Origin of the sequence: Myroides odoratimimus (assembly GCF_004337635.1) — a bacterium.
In the GTDB taxonomy this organism is placed as follows: Bacteria; Bacteroidota; Bacteroidia; order Flavobacteriales; family Flavobacteriaceae; genus Flavobacterium; species Flavobacterium odoratimimum.
Genome location: NZ_CP037427.1, coordinates 911,758 through 934,449 on the forward strand (window position 1 = coordinate 911,758; position 22,692 = coordinate 934,449).

Annotated in this window: 20 protein-coding genes; 15 read left to right on the forward strand and 5 right to left on the reverse strand. The window is 35.6% G+C overall.

Annotated features, from left to right (window positions below; translation table 11 throughout):
- Positions 1 to 257 precede the first annotated feature (257 nt).
- The 7 genes from E0Z07_RS04235 to E0Z07_RS04265 all read left to right on the forward strand — a co-directional run bounded on the left by E0Z07_RS04235 (position 258) and on the right by E0Z07_RS04265 (position 8,919).
- Positions 258 to 833 (forward strand): hypothetical protein, encoded by a 576-nt coding sequence (locus E0Z07_RS04235; RefSeq protein WP_006262365.1) that lies wholly within the window; start codon positions 258 to 260, stop codon positions 831 to 833.
- An 80-nt stretch (positions 834 to 913) separates the two neighbouring features.
- A complete protein-coding gene (locus E0Z07_RS04240; protein ID WP_006262368.1) occupies positions 914 to 1,609 on the forward strand; it encodes a DUF2625 family protein in 696 nt (231 codons plus the stop codon).
- The gene (locus tag E0Z07_RS04245) at positions 1,602 to 2,093 is read left to right on the forward strand and encodes an SMI1/KNR4 family protein (RefSeq protein ID WP_006262369.1); all 492 of its coding nucleotides are present in this window, start codon (positions 1,602 to 1,604) and stop codon (positions 2,091 to 2,093) included. The genes E0Z07_RS04240 and E0Z07_RS04245 overlap by 8 nt, the downstream gene beginning before the upstream one ends.
- Positions 2,094 to 2,242: 149 nt before the next feature.
- Positions 2,243 to 2,728 (forward strand): hypothetical protein, encoded by a 486-nt coding sequence (locus E0Z07_RS04250; RefSeq protein ID WP_006259848.1) that lies wholly within the window; start codon positions 2,243 to 2,245, stop codon positions 2,726 to 2,728.
- A gap of 219 nt (positions 2,729 to 2,947) precedes the next feature.
- On the forward strand, positions 2,948 to 3,301 hold the full coding sequence (locus E0Z07_RS04255) for a hypothetical protein (protein WP_006259849.1): 354 nt from the start codon (positions 2,948 to 2,950) through the stop codon (positions 3,299 to 3,301).
- Between the two features lie 99 nt (positions 3,302 to 3,400).
- A complete protein-coding gene (locus E0Z07_RS04260) occupies positions 3,401 to 7,750 on the forward strand; it encodes a CusA/CzcA family heavy metal efflux RND transporter (protein ID WP_006262371.1) in 4,350 nt (1,449 codons plus the stop codon).
- A gap of 5 nt (positions 7,751 to 7,755) precedes the next feature.
- Complete coding sequence (locus E0Z07_RS04265; protein ID WP_006262372.1) at positions 7,756 to 8,919, forward strand: efflux RND transporter periplasmic adaptor subunit; 1,164 nt, start codon at positions 7,756 to 7,758, stop codon at positions 8,917 to 8,919.
- A 284-nt stretch (positions 8,920 to 9,203) separates the two neighbouring features.
- Here the strand turns inward: E0Z07_RS04265 and E0Z07_RS04270 are convergent, their stop codons facing one another.
- Positions 9,204 to 9,581: a DUF6591 domain-containing protein gene (locus tag E0Z07_RS04270; protein ID WP_006259852.1), complete on the reverse strand. Its 378-nt coding sequence runs from the start codon at positions 9,579 to 9,581 to the stop codon at positions 9,204 to 9,206.
- Between the two features lie 506 nt (positions 9,582 to 10,087).
- Here E0Z07_RS04270 and E0Z07_RS04275 point away from each other — a divergent pair.
- From E0Z07_RS04275 to E0Z07_RS04300, 6 genes are all read left to right on the forward strand, one after another.
- Positions 10,088 to 11,251, forward strand: a complete 1,164-nt coding sequence (locus E0Z07_RS04275) for a pyridoxal phosphate-dependent aminotransferase (RefSeq protein WP_006262373.1) — start codon at positions 10,088 to 10,090, stop codon at positions 11,249 to 11,251.
- Between the two features lie 35 nt (positions 11,252 to 11,286).
- Positions 11,287 to 12,027, forward strand: a complete 741-nt coding sequence (blaMUS, locus tag E0Z07_RS04280; protein WP_006262374.1) for an MUS family subclass B1 metallo-beta-lactamase — start codon at positions 11,287 to 11,289, stop codon at positions 12,025 to 12,027.
- Positions 12,028 to 12,119: 92 nt separating this feature from the next.
- Positions 12,120 to 13,664, forward strand: a complete 1,545-nt coding sequence (locus tag E0Z07_RS04285; RefSeq protein ID WP_006259856.1) for a glycine--tRNA ligase — start codon at positions 12,120 to 12,122, stop codon at positions 13,662 to 13,664.
- A gap of 575 nt (positions 13,665 to 14,239) precedes the next feature.
- On the forward strand, positions 14,240 to 15,487 hold the full coding sequence (locus E0Z07_RS04290) for a lactate oxidase (protein ID WP_006259857.1): 1,248 nt from the start codon (positions 14,240 to 14,242) through the stop codon (positions 15,485 to 15,487).
- Positions 15,488 to 15,651: 164 nt separating this feature from the next.
- Complete coding sequence (locus E0Z07_RS04295) at positions 15,652 to 16,227, forward strand: YceI family protein (protein WP_006262375.1); 576 nt, start codon at positions 15,652 to 15,654, stop codon at positions 16,225 to 16,227.
- A 193-nt stretch (positions 16,228 to 16,420) separates the two neighbouring features.
- Positions 16,421 to 17,299, forward strand: a complete 879-nt coding sequence (locus E0Z07_RS04300; protein WP_006262376.1) for a hypothetical protein — start codon at positions 16,421 to 16,423, stop codon at positions 17,297 to 17,299.
- Positions 17,300 to 17,349: 50 nt separating this feature from the next.
- Here the strand turns inward: E0Z07_RS04300 and E0Z07_RS04305 are convergent, their stop codons facing one another.
- From E0Z07_RS04305 to E0Z07_RS04320, 4 genes are all read right to left on the reverse strand, one after another.
- A complete protein-coding gene (locus E0Z07_RS04305; protein ID WP_006259860.1) occupies positions 17,350 to 17,979 on the reverse strand; it encodes an NAD(P)H-binding protein in 630 nt (209 codons plus the stop codon).
- 141 nt (positions 17,980 to 18,120) lie between these two features.
- Positions 18,121 to 19,521, reverse strand: a complete 1,401-nt coding sequence (gene aspA / locus E0Z07_RS04310) for an aspartate ammonia-lyase (RefSeq protein WP_006262377.1) — start codon at positions 19,519 to 19,521, stop codon at positions 18,121 to 18,123.
- A gap of 69 nt (positions 19,522 to 19,590) precedes the next feature.
- A complete protein-coding gene (locus E0Z07_RS04315) occupies positions 19,591 to 19,977 on the reverse strand; it encodes a YchJ family protein (protein ID WP_006262378.1) in 387 nt (128 codons plus the stop codon).
- Positions 19,977 to 20,180, reverse strand: coding sequence for a hypothetical protein (locus E0Z07_RS04320; RefSeq protein ID WP_006259864.1), 204 nt, complete (start codon positions 20,178 to 20,180; stop codon positions 19,977 to 19,979). Before E0Z07_RS04320 ends, E0Z07_RS04315 begins: the two co-directional genes overlap by 1 nt.
- Positions 20,181 to 20,291: 111 nt before the next feature.
- Here E0Z07_RS04320 and E0Z07_RS04325 point away from each other — a divergent pair, with 111 nt between their 5' ends.
- Together E0Z07_RS04325 and E0Z07_RS04330 are read left to right on the forward strand one after the other, a co-directional pair.
- Complete coding sequence (locus E0Z07_RS04325; RefSeq protein ID WP_286418754.1) at positions 20,292 to 20,978, forward strand: ComF family protein; 687 nt, start codon at positions 20,292 to 20,294, stop codon at positions 20,976 to 20,978.
- A 67-nt stretch (positions 20,979 to 21,045) separates the two neighbouring features.
- The gene (locus E0Z07_RS04330) at positions 21,046 to 22,650 is read left to right on the forward strand and encodes an Ig-like domain-containing protein (RefSeq protein WP_006262380.1); all 1,605 of its coding nucleotides are present in this window, start codon (positions 21,046 to 21,048) and stop codon (positions 22,648 to 22,650) included.
- Positions 22,651 to 22,692 lie beyond the last annotated feature (42 nt).

Here is a 22,692-nt window from a genome sequence, read left to right on the forward strand (position 1 = left end):
ACTAAAGGGCTTTTTTTATCTTCCCCTCCCTCCCTACGAAAAGGCTTTCTATTTCCTAATCCTTATGCTCTTATTTCTTAAAACCAGCCTTTATTTTCTTAAAAAAATACCTTTACAAATTAACAACAAAGAAGCAGAAAAGAACATAATATATTATTTTAGCTAAAAACACTTAATTAAATATTAATTTTTAAACATATAAGTATATTTTATTTGTTAAATAAAAACTATATTTGATCTATTAAAATAGAACCACTATGGAAGATAATAAAAACCTAGAAGGGAAGAAAGTTTCTGAAAATACGGAGCATACTCCTCCTCCAGTGCCTTCATCTGAAGAAACTAAACACGACGAATCTATTGTTGATAGAGTAACTTCATCTATCGAAGAGACAGTAGACAACATAGAGAAAGAAGTTGTTGAGCCAATCGTTGAGACGATAAAAGAAGAAGTTGTTGAGCCTGTAGTAGAGGCTGCAAAAGAACTTGAGAGAGAAATAGAGCAAGAGGTTAGATCTACACCTCCTCCTCCACAACAAGGATATAACCAACAAGGATACAATCAACAACAAGCTTATTATCCTCCTATCGTTCCAGAAAAGAATAATCTTGGATTAGCAGGATTTATTTTATCAATTGTTGCAATTCTTCTATTTTGGCTTCCTTTTATAAACGGAATATGCTGGTTATTAGGATTAATTTTCTCTGCAATTGGAGTATTTAAAAAACCAAAAGGATTAGCAATTGCAGGTTTAGTGATTTCACTAATAGGTGTTGTTATCTTTATATTGACACTAACTCTTTTTGCTACAGCAGCAGTCTTAGGTAGTTAAACATATAACATACCCACATACTTTATAAAAAGGTTGTCTAAATAGACAGCCTTTTTTCGTATTTTGCCGAAAAATAAAGAATGAAAACACTTACTGATTTAATAAACATAGAAGAACCAGGAATTGCCCTTATCAATGAATGGCTAAACGATGCAGTAAGACCAATAGCATTATTGCCTCAATACAATAAAGAGGTAGCTGAAGAAGCTCTCTTACAACTTCAAGTAACGACACGCTCTCCACTAGGTGCTATAGTATATGAGACTGGAGGAATACTGATAGACAATGGATGGATCAGAGTACTAGGTGGAGGAACAGAAACGCTACCTTCTAGTTATCAATGGAACAAAGGCAAAACAATAGATCAAAACAATCAATCTAGTGGTTACTATATTATCGCGTTAGATGTCTTAGGTGGCTACTTCTGTATCAATAGTGGAGGCCTAGGAGAGGACATAGGTAAAGTATATTACTTTGCGCCAGATACATTAGACTTTGAACCGCTTGATATCAGTTATTCAGACTTACTTTATTTTTTCATAGCAGGTAATATAGATCAGTTTTACCAAGATTTCAGATGGAATACATGGAAAGAAGACACGGCACAACTTCCACTAGACAAAGCTTTTCATATCTTCCCTCCTATGTGGACTAAAGAAGGAAAGCACATTGATTCTACATCTATCAATCCTATTGCGATTGAAGAATTGTATCAAATCAATAATGACTTTAAAGAAGGTTTAAATAATATAGAAGATAAATATATAAATGAGTAAATTCAATCACTATACAGTCATACCTAATATCCATACACAATCATCAGAATTAGTATTACCATCTGTTGAGGATATTAACAATTGTGAACAAGTACTAAACTTCAACTTTGAAGAAGATTATAAGACCTATATTTTACAATATGGGGTAGGTGTACTAGGAGGCACATATATCCGTATCTATGCTCCTAATCGAATGATAACAGAGAGAAAAGAATGGTTAGAACGAGTAACGCAATACTACTTCTGGGATGATGGTCAAGATGTATTAACTAAAGAACAGGTATTAGAAGGGATTTGCATAGGAGATACTTTTGATGGAGATGAGATTATATTCTATAACAATACCTATTTTGTATTGCCTAGACATGAGGAGAATATCTATGCTTTAGGAAACAATCTATATGATGCAATAGAATGGCTATGTACAAAAGGAATACTTACTGAAGCATTTCCAGAAAGAGAATTTGAACCTTTTAATGAATAATAGCTTTTAAAGATAATCTTAGCACAATATTTGTATTAGTATTAATCTATACAAAGGTTTATTTTAACTTTTAAGCCTTTTATTTATACTTAATTTACAGTACTTTAGTTAAGTATTCTAGGGATGATTTAAACGCTTAACCATTATATATGCAAGACAAAATAACACTTTTAGAAAAGTACTTCGAAACAGGTCTATACGAAGATTTTCACTCTTTACAGAGCGACTTAGTGATCTGGGTAGATTGGAGTGAATACGATGATGCAATAGTAGAATATATAGAAACCTGTCTTCAAACAGGTCATCTATCAGCATCTATAGAAGACCTACCAAATGAGCAACTACAACTAAAGGTAAATTATGACAATAAGATTCATACTCATATTATCGTAGACAGAGATAATACGATTATATGGCTTAACAGTATATTACAGCCTGAGTATGAGATTCGCTTTTGCAAAATATCAGATGGGTCAGATACATTAGCATTCTTACCATTAACTAGAGAACATTGGAGACAATTAGAAACTATCTATACCTTAGAAAAAATAGAAGAACACTTTGAAGCTATTCACAGTGATTCTGTTTTCTTTAATAAGGAATATGATTTTGACGAAGATAGTTTTTTATCATAGAGATACTAAGCACCTACTCTTAAGAGCTAGGTGCTTTTTTATTCAACCTACATAACATCAACCTCATTATTAAAATCTCATTAGAACTTAACAGTATATTTACTTTGAATAAATACAAATTACTATCTTGCGTCATAATTATACAAGGAATTAGTAACTTTGTACCAGTCAATTCATAAACAACCAATTAAAGTGAAAAGAAAAATAGCAATATTTCTTATGGCACTCTTTTTAATTTCGACAACTGAGCTAGGTCAGGTGTTGAAGTTTCCGCTATTGGTTGAACATTACATTGAGCATACGACAAGTAATCCAGATTTATCACTCTGGGGATTCTTACAAATACATTACAGTGAAAGTCATAAAGAAGAAGGAGATCCTATGGATGAGAAACTTCCTTTCGTTACGCACACACACTTTGTAAGTATAGTAGGCATCGTTACCCCTACTCCTATTCTAAAAATAGACCGTATTAAGTTCAATACACTGGACAATAAAATACACGCTTTCAACGAAGATGAAGTTGAGAGTAATTACCTATCCTCTATTTGGCAACCGCCTAAATACTGTTAATACCTTTTCGCAAAGAATAAGTTAGCTTTCTGTGTATCCATACATGGATAAGTTGGCTATACCTATCACGCAATTTTAACGTATTAACAGACTAAAATCATGTTAAATAAAATAATTGAGTTTTCTGTAAAGAATAAACTCATCATTGGGCTATTTGTATTAGCTCTAATCGGTGTTGGTATCTACCAGACATCTAAACTACCTATTGATGCTGTACCAGACATCACAGATAACCAAGTACAAGTCATTACAGTTGCTCCTTCTTATGGAGCTACAGATATAGAGCGGTTAGTAACCTTCCCTATAGAACAAGCAAACAGTAATATTCCTGGTATTAAGAATATGAGAAGTTTCTCTCGTTTCGGATTATCACTAGTGACTATTGTATTTGACGAAGACGTAGATATCTACTGGGCAAGACAACAAGTAGGAGAACGCTTAAATCAAATTAAAGCTGATATCCCACAAGATATTGGACAACCAGAACTAGGTCCTATCTCTACAGGACTAGGAGAGATATACCAGTATGTAGTAAGACCATTAGAAGGATATGAAGACAAGTTTGACCTTACAGAACTGCGATCAATACAAGACTGGGTTGTGCGCCGTCAATTACTCTCTGTTAAAGGAGTAGCCGAAGTCAGCAGTTTTGGAGGAAAACTAAAACAGTATGAAATAGCTGTTAATTCTAACAAGCTAGACGCCTATGGCATCACAATTAACGATGTGTTCTCTGCTCTAGAAAACAATAATGAGAATACAGGTGGGGCTTATATAGAAAAAGGACCTACTGTATTATATATACGAACAGAAGGATTAGTAGCCTCTATAGAAGACATAGAGAATATTGCTATTACTTCTAAAAATACTGAATTGCCTCTTCTAATTAGAGATGTGGCTAAAGTACAGATAGGGCATGCTACACGATATGGCGCCATGACTTATAATGATAAAGGCGAAGTATCAGGTGCTGTCGTAATGATGCTTAAAGGTGAGAACAGCAATGATGTCATCAAGAATGTCAAAGATAAAGTAGCCGAAATCCAAAAGACTTTGCCTGAAGGCGTTGTTATAGAACCTTTCCTTGACCGTACTAAAATGGTTAATAATGCCATCGGTACTGTAGAGACCAATCTAACTGAAGGAGCACTTATCGTCGTATTTGTACTAGTCCTATTCTTAGGAAATATGAGAGCAGGGCTGCTAGTGGCCTCTATTATACCCCTAGCGATGTTATTTGCTATTTGTATGATGAATCTCTTCGGAGTAAGTGGTAATCTAATGAGTTTAGGAGCTCTAGACTTTGGATTAATAATAGATGGAGCTGTAATTATTGTAGAAGCTGTACTCCATCAGTTCTCCCATAACGCCAGGTACAAATCAATGAATAAGCTATCTCAAGAAGATATGAATAAGACTGTAGTACACTCAGCATCTAAGATGATGAACAGCGCAGTCTTTGGTCAGATTATCATTCTTATCGTATACATCCCTATTCTTACATTAGAAGGCATTGAAGGTAAGATGTTTAAACCGATGGCTCAGACAGTAGCCTTCGCCTTATTAGGAGCATTCTTATTATCATTAACGTATGTACCGATGATGAGCTCTCTAATTATGAGCCGAAAAGTAACTCATAAACCAAATTTCTCTGAACGAGTAATGGCGAAACTAGAGAAGTTCTATCAGAAATGTCTTGTCAAAGTATTAGAAATACCAAAAACAATCTATGCTATTGTAGGAGTCTTATTTGCTATTGCCCTATACATCTTATCTACTTTAGGAGGAGAGTTCATTCCTTCTCTTGAAGAAGGAGACTTTGCAGTAGATACAAAAGTACTAAATGGTAGTACGCTAACCACGACTATAGAAAGTACTCAAAAGACTGCACATATCCTTAAATCACGCTTCCCTGAAGTAGAGAAAGTAGTGACTAAGATAGGTAGTGCAGAAGTACCTACAGACCCTATGCCTATGGACGCTAGTGATATGATGGTTATCCTAAAAGACAAAAAAGAATGGACATCAGCAAAGACATTTCCAGAACTAGCAGAGAAGATGACTAAAGCATTAGAAGAAGTACCAGGCGTGACTGTCGGCTTCCAATTCCCTGTACAGATGCGTTTCAACGAACTAATGACAGGTGCTAGACAGGATGTCGTAGTCAAAGTATTCGGTGAAGACCTTGATCAATTAGCAGAAATAGCAGGTAAAATAGGTAATATAGCTAATACTGTAAAAGGAGCAACTAACTTATATGTAGAACCCGTAACAGGAATGCCTCAATTAATGATTGAGTATAACCGTCCTGCTATTGCTCGTTACAGACTATCGATAGCTGAGATTAATAGAATAGTCAATTCTTCATTAGCTGGTCAAAGCACCGGTATGGTATATGAAGGAGAAAAGCGTTTTGACATGGTTGTTCGTATGGATGAGACCAACCGAAAAAACCTATCTGATATCGAGAATCTCTTAATCCCTACTCCTTTAGGTAATCAAGTACCACTAAATCAATTAGCAAATGTCGAAATAAAAGAAGGTCCTAATCAAATCCAACGTGAGAATGCACAGCGTAGAATATTCGTAGGATTCAATGTAAAAGATCGAGATGTACAGAGTATAGTAGAAGAGCTACAAGAAAAAGTAGAAGCACAAATCAAACTACCTACAGGTTATCAAATTACCTATGGAGGACAATTCGAAAACTTAAACGAAGCAAAAGAGCGATTAGCCATTGCAGTTCCATTAGCGCTTGTCTTGATATTCCTATTATTGTTCTTTGCCTTTAGAGATATCAGAGAGTGTTTAATGATCTTTACAGCCATTCCATTATCTATCATTGGAGGTGTATTCTTATTAGCCCTTAGAGGCATGCCGTTCAGTATCAGTGCTGGAGTAGGCTTTATTGCACTGTTTGGTGTAGCTGTTCTAAACGGGATAGTACTTATTGCTGAGTTTAATAGACTTCAAAAATCTGGAATAAAAAACATTGTATTCATCGTAGTTAGAGGAGCTAAATCGAGACTTCGTCCAGTATTGATGACTGCTTGTGTGGCATCCTTTGGTTTCTTACCTATGGCATTGAGTAATGGTGCAGGAGCAGAAGTACAGCGCCCATTAGCAACAGTAGTAATCGGAGGTCTAATGTTAGCTACATTCCTTACCCTATTTATCCTACCGTTGTTGTATATCACATTTGAACAAAAATTACACTTCAGCTTTATGAAAAAGAAAAAAGCTATCACAGCTATTGCTATCTTTTTAGGACTAGGTCTTTCTGTTCAAGCACAGACGCCTATCAGCCTAGAGAATGCCTTAGCTCAAGCGATAGAGAATAACAGTACTATCCGTGCAGAAAAACTAAAAACAGAATATGCTAAAGCATTTATTAGAACAGCCACAGATATACAACAAACGACTATCACAGGAGAGTTTGGACAGATAAACGGCCCTTATACGGACAATAAATTCTCTATCTCTCAGGACTTTGCTTTTCCGACGGTATATAATAAACAGAAAAACGTATACAAAGCTGAACATCAACAAAGCATTTATAACCTTAACCTAAAGGGATATGAGCTAAAGAAAACAGTCACTCAGAACTTCTATGATTTTATTTATTGGCAAGAGAAGGAGGCACTATTACTACGTGCAGACAGTCTGTACGCTAATTTCTACAACAAGGCTACTCTTCGTCTACAAAAAGGAGAGAGCAATATTTTAGAGAAAACAATGGCTCAGAATCAACAACTAAGTATTCAAGCACAATTAGGTGAAGTACAAAAAACAAAACAGTTAATCCAACTTCAGCTTCAGTATTTACTAAATACATCTGAGAACATCGTTCCTTCTTTAGAACAGAAGAAGTTAGAACTGTCTAGTCTAGAAAGTGACTTAGAGAATAACCCAGTGCTACAATTGATAGAAAATCAAAAGATAATTGCTCAAGAACAAACTAAACTAGAACGCTCTAAACAACTCCCTAACCTACAAGCGGCTTATAATAACAGTAGCTTTATGGGTATGGCGGCTAACGATGTGTATTATGACAGGAATAATCGTTTCCACTCCTTTCAGGTAGGTATCTCACTACCCCTATTCACTAGTGGGCAGAGAGGTCGTGTTAAAAGTGCTAAAGTAGCAGAAGAAGTAGCAGAAGCAGAATACACGATGACTAGAGACCTTATGAACTCACGTTATCAACAGTTATTAATAGCCCATCAGAACAACCAAGGTATTCTAAATAAATATGAAAGTTTCTCTTTTGATAACTCTAATACAATTACAAAGACAGCCCAATTACAGTTCATCAACGGAGATATCAACTATCTAGAATATGTGATGCTGATCAACCAAGCTCTAGAAACTGTCAATAAGTACTTAGATACACTAAAAATGTACAATGACAATATCATCCAGATTAACTACTTAACTTCTAATAATTAATAATCATGCTATCTAAATATATCAATACCAAATACTTTGTTCTAGGACTTGCCTTAGCGAGTATCACACTATTCACCCAATGTAAGACAGAGCCAAAAGAAGAAGATCCTATCTCTACAACAGACGAAGACACAACCACTGTACATCTAACTGATGCACAGATGAAGAATACAACTATAGAAACGGGCTCTCTGACTGAGCGCAAAATAGCAACAACGCTAAAACTAAATGGAAAGATAGATGTGCCTCCACAGAACCTCATCTCCATAACTAACCCTCTAGGAGGATACCTTAAGAGTACTAAGTTATTACCAGGTATGCATATCAAAAAGGGTGAACTAATCGCTACGATGGAAGACCCTCAGTATATCCAATTACAGCAGAATTACTTAATCGCTAAGGACAAATATGAGTTTGCAAAACTAGATTACAACCGTCAGAAAGACCTAAACGCAAGTCAAGCGAGTAGCGATAAGGTCATGCAAATCGCGCAAGCAGAGATGAATAATCAACGCATCACGATGAATGCATTAGCACAGCAGTTAAGTTTAATCAACATTAGCCCTGCTTCACTGACTCATACTAACATTAGTAGAACTATTAATATCTACAGCCCTATTAGTGGTTTTGTGAGTAATGTTTTTGTCAATGTGGGTAAGTATGTAACTCCTTCTGATGTAATGTTCGAATTAATTAACCCTACCGATATACACCTAAACCTAAAGGTGTATGAAAAAGACCTTGATAAGCTAGAGGTTGGACAGCGTGTAGTAAGTTATACTAACGGTGCACCAGATAAAAAATATGAAGGAGAGATTATACTAATCAGCATGGATGTAAACACAGATGGAGTATCAGAAGTACATTGTCACTTTGAAGCTTTTGATAAGAAGCTAGTTCCTGGTATGTATATGAATGCAGACATAGATACACACGCAGCTGTATCACAAGCTTTGCCAGAAGAAAGTGTTGTTTATTTTGAGAAACAAAACTATGTTTTTATAGAAACAGCAAAACAAACTTATGAGATGACTCCTGTAAAAATCGGCCCTAAAGAAGATGGATATGTACAAATAATAAACGCAGATCAATTAGCTAATCAGAAGATAGTTACTAAAGGAGCCTACACATTACTTATGAAGTTAAAAAATACAGAAGAGGAAGAATAACTTCACTTCTCATCTACTACCAAAGGGGGTATTATCTAGATAATACTCCCTTTTGCTTTTTACGCAATAAGGAATCACTAATAAACAATATGTCAAAGAACTACACCACAAAGCTACTATTCTACTGACACTGCTTTGATGATACAGACTCTTATGACTATATCTGACCCTATATGCCCCATAATGGTCGCAACTAATGGGACACTATAACATTAAAACCTCAATTATAAAAAAATGCTATCCAAAAAGGATAGCACTCTCTAAGTATACTATTTAAGCCGTAATTAAGGCTTTAAAGCTTTTTGATATTTCTCAGCGATAGCTTGGAATCTAGCAGTTTGCTCTTTAGTGATAGTCGATGGGTCAGTTTTTTGTAACTCCTCAGCGATTTTCATTAATTCCTCGCTTACTTTAGTAGCGTCAGTAAGAGCTGCAGTGTCTCCAGCTTGTACTTTTTTCATCAAAGCGATGTGCTCATCAGCGATTTTTTCATACTTGTCTAATACTGCATCGTATCCAGAAGCAGCAGGAGCCTCTTCTTTTGCAGGTGCTTCTACTTCAGTTGTAGTAGCCTCTCCTTCTTTTGCAGTTTCTTTCTTCTCACCACAAGCAACAGCTACCATAGCAGCCATTCCTAATACCATAAACGTGATTTTTTTCATAGTTAATTTTGTATATAATTAAACAACCTTTAAATTATTTGGCAATACCCTTATTTACTTAATTATCATAAAGATATGCACCTCATTAAAGACTATGTAAATTTAACACAAATTAACTTACAACAAAATATTTAGTAGAATATTTTTTATTTACTCCCCTCATTGACAATAAGTAGCGCTATTTCGCAAAATATTCACACTACTATATTAACATCTACTTCACTATTCATAAGGGTTAGCGATATTACAATATTATTTTTTACACCTAGTACACCCCTAGTGCATTCTTACTTACTTATTTATAAATCAACTACTTATTCACCCTTGATTATTACATTACTTTTAACCAAACATCATAATTCTGATGTAATTCATAAAATTATACCAAAATATTCTAATCTAAGTATCGATAATTCAATAGATATCCCCTAACTTTAGTTCTTCTAAAAGCCTTATCTTCCGATTGAGGCATTTTTTATTTACATAATACAGTAATTCTATTCACTATGAACAGACGTGATTTATTAAAACTATCAGGAACGTTGTTCGCAGGAAGTATCCTTACACAAGGATTTGCAACAACACAAGCATTAGGATCTATTGCAGATTTAGGTTTACCAACATCAGTTGATGACCCGTTATTCTTACACTTTAACGAAAATAGCTTAGGTATATCTCCTAAAGCTAAAAATGCAATTATTGACGTTTTATCTAATGTAAATCGATATCCTGACAGTTATATAAAAGAATTACAACGCACCATCGCTGATATATTTAAGATGTCTCCAGCTCAGGTGACTCTAGGAGTGGGATCTTCTGATCTAATTAGAGCTACAGTGAATTTACAAGTGTATAAAGCAGTCAAAAATGGGCAGAAAGTACAGCTTATCTCACCAGATCCATCGTTCTTCTTAGCTGCTAGTCATGCAGAAGGCATGGGTATTCCTGTCGTTAATGTACCACTAGATAAGGAGTTCTGTATGGATCTAGCTAAGATGAAGCAAGCAGCAGACAACTTTGATGGCATCTCTATCATCTACTTATGCAACCCTAATAACCCGACAGGGACATTAACTAGCTCTAGTGCTATCACAGATTGGGTGACTAGTGTTGACCCTAAGAAGAACTTCTTCATGGTGGACGAAGCCTATGCAGAATACATCACTAACAAAAGCTTCGTGAGTGGGACTTCTTTTATCAGAGAAGGAAGAGAGAATGTTATCGTATTGCGTACCTTCTCTAAGATATTTGCCATGGCAGGTATGAGGTTAGGATATAGCCTATCTACAGAAAATCTAGCGAATGAACTAAGTCCATATATGGCAGTAGAGAACATTAGTATGACTACTGCAGTAGCAGGTACAGCCTCTTTAAAAGACAATGCCTTCATCGTACACAGTAGAGCAGTGAATGCTAATTCTCTTGGTATCACGACAGAGACCTTTGATGCACTAGGAATAGAATATCTACCTAGCCAAGGAAACTTCTTATTCCACAAGATAAAATGTAATCAACAGCAGTATATAGATGGTATGGCTTCAGAAGGCATTATCGTAGGTCGTCCTTTCCCTCCCCTATTACAGTGGAGCAGAGTAACGTTAGGCACACCAGAAGAAATGAACCAATTCTTAGCTGTTATCCAAAAATTCAAGACGAAAGGATGGGTATAACCTCATCACTAATCTCAATACGAAATAAATAAGCCATGCACAGAATACTTAGTGTCATAACGATGTTAATCTGTACTACATTAGTACACGCTCAATCTGACAAACTAAAAATCAAACAACTCAATGATAATATGTATATATACACTACTTATCAAGAGTTTCAAGGAGTAACATACTCTTCTAATTCGATGTACGTACTGACAGATGAAGGTGCTATTCTAATAGACACACCTTGGGATAAAGATCAGTACGAACCTCTATTAGAGTACATCAGATCGAATCATAACAAAGAGGTTAAATGGGTCATCACTACCCACTTCCACGAAGATCGTTCTGGTGGATTAGGTTACTTTAACAGTATAGGAGCACAGACGTATACCTATGCATTGACCAATGAAATATTAAAAGAACGCAATGAACCACAAGCTCAACATTCTTTTAATAAAGAAAAACAGTTTACCTTTGGCAATGAGAAGTTGGCTGTATACTTTTTAGGAGAAGGACATTCACTAGATAATACCGTAGTCTGGTTTCCAAAAGAAGAAGTATTATACGGAGGATGCCTGATTAAGAGTGCCGAAGCTACCACTATAGGTAATATAGCCGATGGTAACGTGATAGCTTGGCCTAAGACTATCGAAGCCGTAAAACAAAAATTTAAGAATGCTAAAGTCATTATACCAGGACATGATGAATGGGATATGACAGGCCATATCGAGAATACTGAGCGTATATTATCAGCATACAATCAACAACATTCAACTAAAAACGATTAATTAATATAGTAAATCAATAAACTTTAGGTTATTAACACTAAAATGCCAATGGCAGAGTTCCTAATCTTAAAGTCTTTTATTACTTTTGCACTATGGCAAAACAAGATGATATTTTTAAGAACGTTATTTCGCATGCTAAGGAGTATGGATACATCTTCCCTTCTAGTGAAATATACGATGGTCTAAGCGCAGTATATGACTACGCTCAGAATGGTGTGGAGTTAAAGAGAAACATTAGAGAGTACTGGTGGAAATCCATGGTACAAATGCACGAAAATATTGTAGGAATTGATGCCTCGATTTTTATGCATCCTACCACTTGGAAAGCTTCTGGTCACGTAGATGCGTTTAATGACCCATTAATTGATAATAAAGACAGTAAGAAAAGATATAGAGCTGACGTTCTTATCGAAGACTACTGTGAAAAATTATACCAAAAGGCTCAAAAGGAAATCGAGAAAGCGAAAAAGCGCTTTGGCGAATCTTTTGACGAAGAACAATTCGTAGCTACTAACCCTCGTGTAGTAGAATATTTAGCGAAGAAAAAAGAGATCTTAGAGCGTATGGCTCGTGGTCTTGATTCAGGAGATTTAGCAGATGTAAAAGCACTTATCGAAGAGCTAGAGATCGCTGACCCTGATACAGGTTCTAAAAACTGGACTGAAGTACGTCAGTTTAACCTAATGTTTGGTACGAAGTTAGGAGCTTCTGCAGACTCTGCTATGGACTTATACTTACGTCCTGAGACTGCACAAGGTATCTTCGTAAACTTCCTAAACGTACAGAAGACAGGTCGTATGAAGATTCCTTTCGGTATCGCTCAGACAGGTAAAGCATTCCGTAACGAGATCGTTGCTCGTCAGTTCATCTTCCGTATGCGTGAGTTCGAACAGATGGAGATGCAATTCTTTGTGAAACCAGGTGAAGAGATGAAGTACTACGAGTACTGGAAAGAGACTCGTCATAAGTGGCACTTATCATTAGGTATGGGAGCTGAGAACTACCGTTTCCATGACCATGAGAAATTAGCACACTATGCTAATGCAGCTACTGACATTGAGTTTAACTTCCCATTCGGATTTAAAGAATTAGAAGGTATTCACTCTCGTACTGACTTTGACCTTAAAGCACATGAGAAGTTCTCTGGTAAGAAACTACAGTTCTTCGATAACGAGACCAACACTTCTTATGTACCTTATGTAGTAGAGACTTCAGTAGGTCTAGACCGTATGTTCCTTTCTGTATTCTCTAAATCATTAGTAGAAGAGACATTAGAAGACGGTTCTACTCGTACAGTATTAAGATTACCATCTGTACTAGCTCCTACTAAGGCAGCTGTACTTCCATTAGTGAAAAAAGATGGTCTTCCAGAGTTAGCTCAAGAGATAATCGAAGAGCTTAAATGGGACTTTAATGTAGCGTATGATGAGAAGGATGCAGTAGGTCGTCGTTACCGTCGTGCAGATGCACTAGGTACGCCATTCTGTATCACTGTAGATCACCAGTCATTAGAAGATAAGACTGTGACTATCCGTCACCGTGACACGATGAAACAAGACCGTGTAGCAATCGCTGACCTTAAGAACATCATAGAGAACGAAGTATCTATGAGAAACTGGTTAAAGAAAATGATGTAATCCATCATCTACCCTATACACAAAAGCCACTCTGATATAGAGTGGCTTTTTTTATGTCATTAAGTGTGTACACTATGATTCATGTTGCACTTTACAAGTAATTTTACCGATTTTTAGTTCTTCTTTATTAGGAGATTGTTCGGATACAGATTTGATTTAGTTCGGTAAAACACTCTCTAGTCTGAGTAAACACAAGGTATTACCGAACAACTTCCGAACAGTATTAATCCAAAAATGCACATACACTTAATATACAACAAGTTAAAACAGCAATCAAACTCCAAAATAACTTAAAAAAGTCTTTTAAGGGCATAAACTCCAAATAAGGGCAAAAATATTCAACTCCATTCTTATAAATAGATTTAAATAAACAAAAAACACACCCTAATAGATAATATATACAATTATTTAAAAACAATCATCATTACCTCATTCTCATAAAAAACAAAAAATAATGAATTTAATATGCTACATATTGTTTTTATTCAACTAAATACGTTCTTAATCTATATTAACCACTAATACATCTACCCCTCTGTAACTTTGTCCTATAAATAAAGTAAAACAGATTTTTTATGAAAAAGACAATATTCACATTAACTGCAATAACACTAATGACAAGTGCCTTTGCTGATGTAGTAACAAAGGATACTACAACAAAAACTGTATTTCAAGATAAAAACAAAAAAGGCAAAGGATACCAAGCGAGTACAGCTGATAAAAAACTAAAAATAGTAAACCTACACGAGCTAGAAGGACAAGTAAAAGCAGAGATGGATCAGGGTGCCTTTGGGTATATCGTAGGTGGAGCTGAAGACCAGAATAACTTAAAGATTAACACGGAGAACTTCGATAAGAAATACATCATGCCTCGTGTGCTAAAAGGGATTAAACATGAGGATATTGACTTATCTACTTCTCTATTCGGTATTCCTCTAAAAACACCTATCATACAAGCACCAATGGCAGCTCAAGGACTATCTCACGTAGATGGAGAGATAGCTACTGCTAAAGGTATGATAGCAGCAGGATCACTATTCTCGCTTAGTACTTATGGTAACAAAACAATAGAGGAAGTAGCAGAGGGTATTAATGGAGCGCCTTTCTTCTTTCAGTTATACATGAGTAAAAATGATGACTTCAACAAGTTTACGCTTAACAGAGCTAAGAAATACGGAGCTAAGGCTATCATCCTTACAGTAGACTCGCCAGTAGGTGGGTATAGAGAAGAAGATATTAAGACAGGCTTCACTTTCCCACTAGGAATGGGTAACTTAGAGTTATTCGCAGCACAACAAGCTGATGGCAACAAGACTGGTAAAGGAGCTGGTATTACAGAAATATATGCTCAAGCCAAACAAGACTTTAAGCCTTCTGACATTAAGTACGTAAAGGACTTAACTGGACTACCTGTTATCATCAAGGGAATACAGTCACCTGAAGATGCCGAAATCGCCATCCAAGCAGGAGCAGATGCGATATGGGTATCTAATCACGGAGGAAGACAGTTAGATGCAGGTCCATCTTCATTCGATGTACTACCACTAGTAGCTAAGACAGTGAATAAGCGTGTACCTATCATCTTTGACAGTGGAGTGAGAAGAGGGTCTCATATCTTTAAAGCCATAGCTAGTGGAGCAGATATTGTAGCGATAGGACGTCCTATACTATACGCCCTACACCTAGGAGGTAGTCAAGGGGTAACGTCTGTAATCGATCAGTTAAATAAGGAATTGACTATCAATATGTTCTTAGGTGGAGCAAAAAACATCAAAGAAATACAAAATACTAAACTATATACAGATAAAGATTTTCAATTATAATAAACTCCTCTATCCTACTATTAAAGAAAGGATTACGATTAAAAAAAAGAAATAAAAAACCACAATTACACAAGATAAAAACACTTCTTAATGTAGGTTAAGTGCTTAAAGCTAAATGTGGTACTACATTTGTAGTATATAACAGAACAATTAAAATTATTATCATGAAAAAAATAGCATTATTATTCGTAGCAACATTATTCTCTGTTGCATCATTCGCTCAAACAAAATGGAATGTAGATAACTACCACTCATTTTTAAACTTCTCTGTGAAGCACTTAGGAATTTCTTTCGTAGATGGTCGTTTTGATAAATACGAGGGAACATTCGAAGGAACACCTGAAGACTTAACGAAAGGAACATTTAAATTCTCAGTAGATATGAACAGTGTGAACACATCTATCGAGATGCGTGACAACCACTTAAAAACAGATGATTTCTTCGCAGCTGAGAAGTTCCCTGCAATGACTTTTGAGAGTAAATCAATCAAAAAAGTAGGTAAAGATCAATACAAATTAGAAGGTAACTTAACAATCAGAGATATCACTAAGCCTGTAACTTTTGACCTTACTTATGGTGGTTTATTAAAAGATGATGGACAAGGAAATACTAAATTAGGATTCCAAGCATCTACTACGATCAACCGTTTTGACTTCGGAGTAGCGTATGATCCATCAGGACAAGCTATCGCTAAAGATGTAAAGATCAATGTGAACTTAGAGTTCAATAAAGTTAAATAATCCTTTTACACATACTTAATTTCTGAAATAGGCTTCGCATTATTGTGAAGCCTATTTCACATTATAGCTACTCCCTATCTCACTCATACAGAGCAACTACAATCGTCAATTAATTAGATATAATAAATCATAAACAAGAACATTATCTCGTTTATATTGCTTATTTTTATTTATATTAACAAATATAATTGCTATGAAAAAGATTTTATTGAGTGCTTTTATTGGAGCATTAGTTCTTACATCGTGTGGAGATAAGAACAAAAATGGTGAAGGAGACGGAGAGACTATGAAAGAACTAGTCGCAAAACCTACTCCGCCTAAAGCAGAAGGTCCTATACGAATACTATTCGTAGGGAATAGCCATACGGAGTACTTCGCTAGTTTTCCGAAAATGTTAGACGCACTAGCTAAGGAAAACAATAAACAAGTAGAGGTAAAATCCCTTTTAGAAATGGGGGTAAGCATTGATCAAATCATCTCTTCAAACAAGAAAAATGCTGAAAAATTATTTAAACAAACGGATAAAGATGGAAACTATCTAGACTATGTGATTCTACAAGAATCAACACCTGTAGCCATACAAGAGCTAGGCAAGTATAAATCTAATACAGCAGAAGTACATGATCAGATAGCCAAAAACAGCCCTGATGTAGCTACATATATCTACGGTCTGACGGTTCCATTTGAGTACAATAGTGCAGATTATAAAGATTATCAACCTCTACTAGTAGAGAATGGTGTAGCAGTAGCTAAAGCGTTACCTAACACTGGATTCTTAAACTTCTCAGCGGTATTAGGTGCTGCCTATGCTGGCAAAGAAGGTTATACTGCTACTAAGGATGGTAAAGATATGCTACGTCATACAGATAGATCACGACATATGCTTAATGATGCTGTATTCGTAAACTCTATAGTGCTATATCAAACGCTGTTTGGTGAGACTCCTAAGATCCCGCAGCAGTTACCACTGAGCACTGGTCTAGGAGATGATGATACGATAAAACTGATGGATGTAAAAGAAGGTGTCAGCGATCCTGAGGCTTTACTTAAGATAGCAACTAGCTTTAAGTAATACTATACAAAATAAATGAAAGGCTTGTCTCTAAGAGATAAGCCTTTTTATTATATCTCATTGCTTTCGATAATCAAGCGACGACAGCAGTGATTCTTCGCTTCTCTACGCATACGATTGGCTACTTTAACCACCTCTATCGGTTTATACTTCATAAACAATCGCATCTTATTAAAGAAAAACAAAATCTTAGCAGCTATTCGCTCCCCCATACGGTTAGTCCCTGGACGTAATAAAAGTCCTGGACGCAGAATAATAGTATTCTCAAAACGCAAATTCAATACAGAGCGCTCTAATGTTCCCTTTAGTCTACTATAGAAGAATGCACTCTTATCAGAAGCTGCCTTAGCTGATAATAATACAAAGTTAGTTACTCCATTTCCTTTTGCATACTGAGCGAACTGCATGACATAATCATAATCTATATGCCATTGCTTTTGTTTAGAGCCTGCCTGCTTCAGCGTAGTCCCTAAACAACTAAAAGCGACATCTCCTGCTATTAGATGCTTCCATTGGTCGATTTGTTCAAAATCAACTAAATGAACGACTAACTTAGGATGCTGAATATCCCATTCTTTACGAATAAATATGACTACTTCGTGAAAATCATCGTCACAAAGTAGTTGACGTACGAGTACTTTACCAGTTGCTCCAGTACCTCCGATGACTAATGCTTTCATAACAAACATTTTAAAGCTATTATATCACTACAATAAACTTACCAATTTGTATTGAGACAACAGATTTTAAAAAAGTTACATCTATAAACAATAAAAAAGTCTCCTAGTAGGAGACTTCTTATATTTAATAACACGTATCGATTAGATCGAATGCGGTGCTAGCATATGTTTAGGGTCTAGAATCTCATCTAGTTTCTCCTTAGTTAATAGATTGTGCTCTAATACTAATTCATAAACTCCTCTACCAGATTCTAATGCTTCTTTAGCGATTTTAGTACTTGCTTTATATCCGATATAAGGGTTTAGCGCTGTAACGATACCGATACTTCCTAATACTAACTCCTTATTATGTTCTACATTAGCCTTAATACCTACTACACACTTCTCTACTAATGTTTCCATAGCATTCTCTAACCATGTCATAGACTCCATTAGAGTATGAGCTAATACAGGCTCCATCACGTTTAACTGTAACTGAGCTGCCTCAGAAGCCATTGTGATAGTCATATCGTTACCGATTACTTTAAAACACACTTGGTTTACTACTTCTGGGATAACAGGGTTTACTTTACCTGGCATAATAGAAGAACCTGGCTGCATAGGAGGTAGTTGAATCTCGTTAAGTCCTGTACGAGGCCCTGAAGATAATAATCTAAGGTCATTACAGATCTTAGATAACTTAATAGCTACTTTCTTCAAGATTCCTGAATAAGCAACAAATCCGCTTGTATCAGATGTAGCCTCTACTAAGTTCTCAGCAGAAGTAACAGGTTGTTTCATCAACATTCCTAAATTCTTAGCACATAAATCTGCATAACCTGGTACAGCGTTTAATCCAGTACCGATAGCAGTAGCTCCCATATTAATCTCTAAGAACGCTTGGCTAGCCTGGTTAAGAACTGCTATTTCTCTCTTCAAAGTGAAAGCAAAACCACCGAACTCTTGTCCTAGAGTCATTGGCACTGCATCCTGAAGTTGAGTTCTTCCCATCTTGATAATATTCTCAAACTCTACAGCCTTAGCCTCAAGCCCTTTTACTAATTTCTCTAGCTTCTCTACTACTTTCTTATTCATTTCGAATACGGCTACCTTAAGAGAAGTAGGGTATGCATCATTAGTAGATTGAGATAAGTTTACATGATCGTTTGGAGAACAGTGTTGATAATCACCTTTCTCAAAACCTAAGATTTCTAAAGCTCTATTTGCGATAACTTCATTCGCATTCATATTAACAGAAGTACCTGCTCCCCCTTGTATCATATCTACAGGGAACTCAGCATGTAGCTTACCGTCTATTATCTCCTGACATACATCAGCGATAACCTTATATATTTTTTCGTCTAAAACGTTTAATTCAAAGTTGGTTTTAGCTGCCGCCCATTTTACAATAGCTAATCCTTTTACAAACTCAGGGTAATCAGACAACTTACTTGTCGATATCTTGAAGTTATTGATTGCTCTTTGTGTCTGTACACCATAATAAGCCTGTTGAGGAATTTCTAATTCACCTATTAAGTCGCTTTCAATTCTGGTTGGTTTCATACTTATACAGTTTTATATTTTCACTAAGTTACGAAGTAATTTTTATTTACCTCCTCTAAAACACAAGGATTATTCCTTAAATGTTCCCGATACATAATACCACTTCCCTCCTAACATTTCAAACAAAGAATCCTCATAGTGTTCACACACATTGCCCTCTGCATCTTTATAATAAGCCTTAAATACTACACGACTCTCCTCACTGACAAGAATTTCTAAGCGTTGCCATGTATTTTCTTTAGCCCACTGTAGAATTGCCTTCTTACTATGAAAGTGTCTAGTCTTAGGATGGGTAGTATTAATGATGTATATCGCATTAGCTAAGGCATAGGCTGTGTACCTAGAGCGCATCAGCTGCTCTGCAGTAGAAGGAACTGTAGTATTCGTCACATACGGCTCACAACACTCACTATATGCGTTACCACTACAACAATAACAAGGTTGGTGCTGTTCCATTATCCTATCTTCTGTTTTAGCTCTTCGATAATCTTCAAAAATTTCCCCCAACGAACTACTTCGTCATCTGTCTGTGCATAGTCAAGTCCATCATTGATACTTTCTTCTATTTTCTCTATTGCTACAGAGGCTTCTTCTTTCTTATTTTGAGCAATTAATACCATTAATTGCATGATTTGCTGTTGTACTTCTTCTATTTTCATTTCTATATCTTCATTTCAACACAAAGATATTTGTTATTAATAATTACGTAGAGAAAGTTCTGATTAATTTTAGCATAACATCTAAATAACCCACATAGTAACCTAGAACTGATGATTATAACTGATATTCTGAATCTCCTCTTTCCCAAGAACTGTATGGCTTGTAACTCCATATTACTGAGAAATGAACAATATCTATGCATTACTTGTAGAAACGAAATACCTTATACACAAGAACATCTTATAGATCAAAATGATTCTATGGCTAAGTTCTATGGTAAGATACCCATAGAGTTTGCTGCTAGTTTACTTTTCTTTTCTAAAGGAGGCAAAGTGCAGCAGATCATCCATAATCTCAAATATAGAAATCATCCTGAGCTAAGTTATTTCTTAGGTACTATCTATGCACATCAATTAGCCAAAACAACGCGTCTAAAGGAGATCACTTCTATCATACCTGTCCCCATGCATAAAAAGAAACAAAAGAAAAGAGGATATAATCAAGTAGACGGCTTCGCGAAAGCACTAAGTAATCACTTTCACATCAAAATAAATAATCAACTTCTAATCAAAACGCTTCAAACCTCTTCTCAGACAACTAAATCACGTTTTCAGAGAAAAAGTCAAACAAAAGAAGTTTTTGATCTAGACCTAAACTTTAAAGACGACGAATACAATCACTTCTTACTGCTAGATGATATCCTCACTACAGGGAATACCTTAGAGGCATGCTGTAAAAAATTATTACAAATACCGAATACTAAAATCACGATTCTCTGTTTGGCTCGTAGCATTTAAAAGTTTTAATAATACATATTTTCTAACTAAAAAATATAGTCGTTAATTTGTCTTTTAAATTAAAACTATGTCTAAGTTTCGTATATACTTTATTGTTTGTTTTACAGTATTTTGTTTTATAACGTTTTCGAACTGTGCTAAAAGAGGGTTTATTTCAGGAGGACCTAAAGATACTATTCCACCTGTAGTACTAGGAAGTAGTCCTAAGAACCACTCTATACATTTTGACAAAAAGCAAATTACTATTGATTTCGACGAATTCGTTAAGATCAAAAACGTAAATCAAAACTTGATTATCTCTCCTCCTATGGATAGAATGCCTGAAGTATTACCTATGGGAAATGCTAGAAAGACGGTTACGATCAATCTTATAGACACTTTAAAGCCGAATACGACTTATAGTTTTAACTTCGGGGACGCTATAACGGATAACAATGAAGGTAATGTCCTAAAACAGTTTAAATATATCTTCTCTACAGGAGATTATATCGACTCTCTGAAACTAAGTGGAACAATCAGAACTGCACATCAATTAAAGTCGGATAACTTCGTCAATGTAATGCTATACGATGCTGAGACATTTAAAGATTCTACTATCTATAGAGAAAAACCTCTTTATGTAACGAATACACTAGACAGTCTTACGACTTTCTCTATAGAGAATATTAAAGCAGGAAAGTATTACTTAGTAGCATTAAAGGATAAGAACAGCAACTTTATGTTTAATCCTACTGAGGATAAAATAGCTTTTATAAAAGAACCGATTGAGATTCCAACAGATCAATCTTATGATTTGACACTATTCAAGTCTGATGAGAAATTCGAGGCTTCTAGACCTGCTCAGATTACCCAAAACAAATGGTACTTACCGTATATAGGAAACGCTGAAGGAGCTACCGTAGAAGTTAAAAAAGATGGGGTAGTAATCCCTAGTGCTTATACACAACTAGCAGATAAAGATAGTTTGCAAGTTTGGTTCCCAAAGATAGAAGCAGACTCTCTGCACTTCACTGCTACGAAAGGTGAGTTTACAAAGACATTTATGGTTAAACCAAGACCTAAGATGAAAGAAATAGATTCGCTATCCGTGTCAGGAAAATCAGGTACACTTGATTTCTTATCTGATTTACTAGTAGAAACAACTACACCTGTTAAGTCTATTAATAAAGATCTAATCACCATCTTTAATAAAGATTCTGTAGCAGTCCCTTTTACTATAGATAACAAAGCAAGGGAACAAAAGTTCTATCTAAAGTTTAAGAAAGAAGAACTAGATAATTACAAGGTAACATTATGGCCTGGTGCTATTACAGACTTCTTTGGTAAGTCAAATGATACAATCGTGCTGAACAATAAAACGACAGCTTATACAGATTATGGAAACTTGACCATTACACTAAATGGATTAAAGCGTTATCCTGTTATCGTTGAATTACTAGATGACAAAGAAAAAGTAATCGTTAGTCAATATAGTGAAAGCTCTAATACATTCGAGTTCTTAGCATTACCCCCTAGAATGTACTACATAAGAGTTATCTATGATGACAATAAAAATGGCGTATGGGATAAAGGATACTATTGGGATAGAAGACAGCCTGAAGAATCTGTCTACTTCCCTGAACAGATAGATGTCCGTGCCAACTGGGATATTAAAGAACAAATCAATTTATAAAACAAATAAGGCTCTTAGCATAAAAACTAAGAGCCTTTTTTG